The organism is Hymenobacter sp. AT01-02 (genome assembly GCF_000961955.2).
GTDB lineage: Bacteria > Bacteroidota > Bacteroidia > Cytophagales > Hymenobacteraceae > Hymenobacter > Hymenobacter mucosus.
In genome coordinates, this window is sequence record NZ_JZIR02000261.1 from 1 (window position 1) to 1,419 (window position 1,419).

The following is a 1,419-nucleotide window of genomic DNA, read 5'->3' on the forward strand; positions in this document are numbered from 1 at the left end:
ATAATCTGGGCTTCGGCCTGGAGCAGCAGCACCTCGGCGTAGCGCATCAGCGGCACGTTCAGGTCGGTAGTGGGCTTGTCGCCGTTGGCGTTCAGGTGCTCCGTGGCCGGGTAGGTGTAGGGCTCCATGTACTTGCTGAACTGAAAGCCCGTCAGCGAGTTGGTGGAGGAGTATTTCTGCTTCTGCCCCAGGTAAGTAAACTCGTCGCCAAAGGAAAGGATGGTGGCTTCCCGGCGCGGGTCGCCGACCTCAAAGGACTCGTACAGATCCAACGTGGGTTGGAAATAGCCCCAGCCGTTGTATTTGCCCCAGCCCTTGTTTTCGAGCAGCACGCCGGGCAGAATACTACCGTCCTGCCGGCCCGACACCACCGACCAGATGTACTCACTGGACCAGTTATTCTGAATGGTAAATACCGAATGAAAGTCTTCCTTGGGCTTGCCCGTGTTGATGAGGGCCCGCCCCGATCCGGATTTGGTCACGGCCTCGGCGGCCTGCTCGGCCAGGGCCCATTTGCTTTTGTCGTACTGGGCCCAGAACACGTAGGTTTTGGCCAGGTAGGCCAGGGCCGCGTCCTTGTGGGCATGGCCCAGCTCGGCGCCCGAGTAGGCCGTCACCAGCGGCAGCAGGTCGGCGGCCTTTTTCAGGGCCTGCTCCATGAGTTCGTAGTTGGCTACCACGCTCGCGGGGCGGGGGAAGCTGTTCTGGTCCATGTTTTCCACCGTCACCAGGGGCACGCCGGCGCGCTGGTCGCCGTAGCGGGTGGCAATGTGGAAGTAGGAAAAGGCCCGCATGAAGTAGGCTTCGCCCAGCACCCGGTTTTTAAGCTTCTCGTCGATGCTCATGGCCGGCAGGTTCTTCAGAATCTCGTTGGGCCCGGCGGATAACCCGGTAGGAGTAACCGTACATCTTATTGGTGTCGCCCTCGTCGCCGGTAGCCGTGAAGTTGCGCACGTTGGCGGCCGTGGCCCGCACCCGCCCCGTCACCATGTCGTCGGAGGCGTTGATGAGCCAGAAGAATCCCCGGCCGAACATGTCGTCGTTGTTCATGTAGCCGTACAGGGCATTTGAGGCGGCTACCGCATCCGCGTCGGTTTTCCAGAAGTTGGCGTAGGGTAATGGTGCCTGGGGCGTGAGGTCGGTGAAGTCGTCCTGGCAGCCGGTGGCAGCGCCCAGGAGCAGGGCCGTGAAAAGAAGCGCGGGGTATTTCATAGGGGAAAGAATGACCGTCAGTTGCTTAAATGCCCAGGTTCAGGCCGACCGTGAAAGTGCGGGCTACCGGGTAGGTGCCCAAATCCAGGCCCACGCCCCCGATTTCGGGGTCCATGCCGGAGTACTTGGTGAAGGTGACCAGGTTCTCGACGGTGCCGTAGAGGCGCAGGCTGGCGCCGGTACGCACGCGGCTGGCGTCCAGGCGGT

3 protein-coding genes are annotated in these 1,419 nt (G+C 61.8%); all 3 read right to left on the reverse strand.

The annotated features are described in order from the left end of the window. A partial coding sequence (locus VI25_RS23020) for a RagB/SusD family nutrient uptake outer membrane protein (protein WP_152981809.1) occupies positions 1–845 on the reverse strand: 845 nt, incomplete at its 3' end. Continuing rightward, complete coding sequence (locus tag VI25_RS23025; protein WP_055562987.1) at positions 823–1,212, reverse strand: hypothetical protein; 390 nt, start codon at positions 1,210–1,212, stop codon at positions 823–825. The genes VI25_RS23025 and VI25_RS23020, both read right to left, overlap by 23 nt. Positions 1,213–1,237: 25 nt before the next feature. After that, positions 1,238–1,419: hypothetical protein (locus VI25_RS25540; protein WP_236705222.1), on the reverse strand; the 182-nt coding region annotated here is incomplete at its 5' end.

Excerpts from the sequence above, each read along its gene's own strand:
- VI25_RS23025 (WP_055562987.1), bottom strand. The coding sequence starts at position 1,212 with ATGAAATACCCCGCGCTTCTTTTCACGGCCCTGCTCCTGGGCGCTGCC.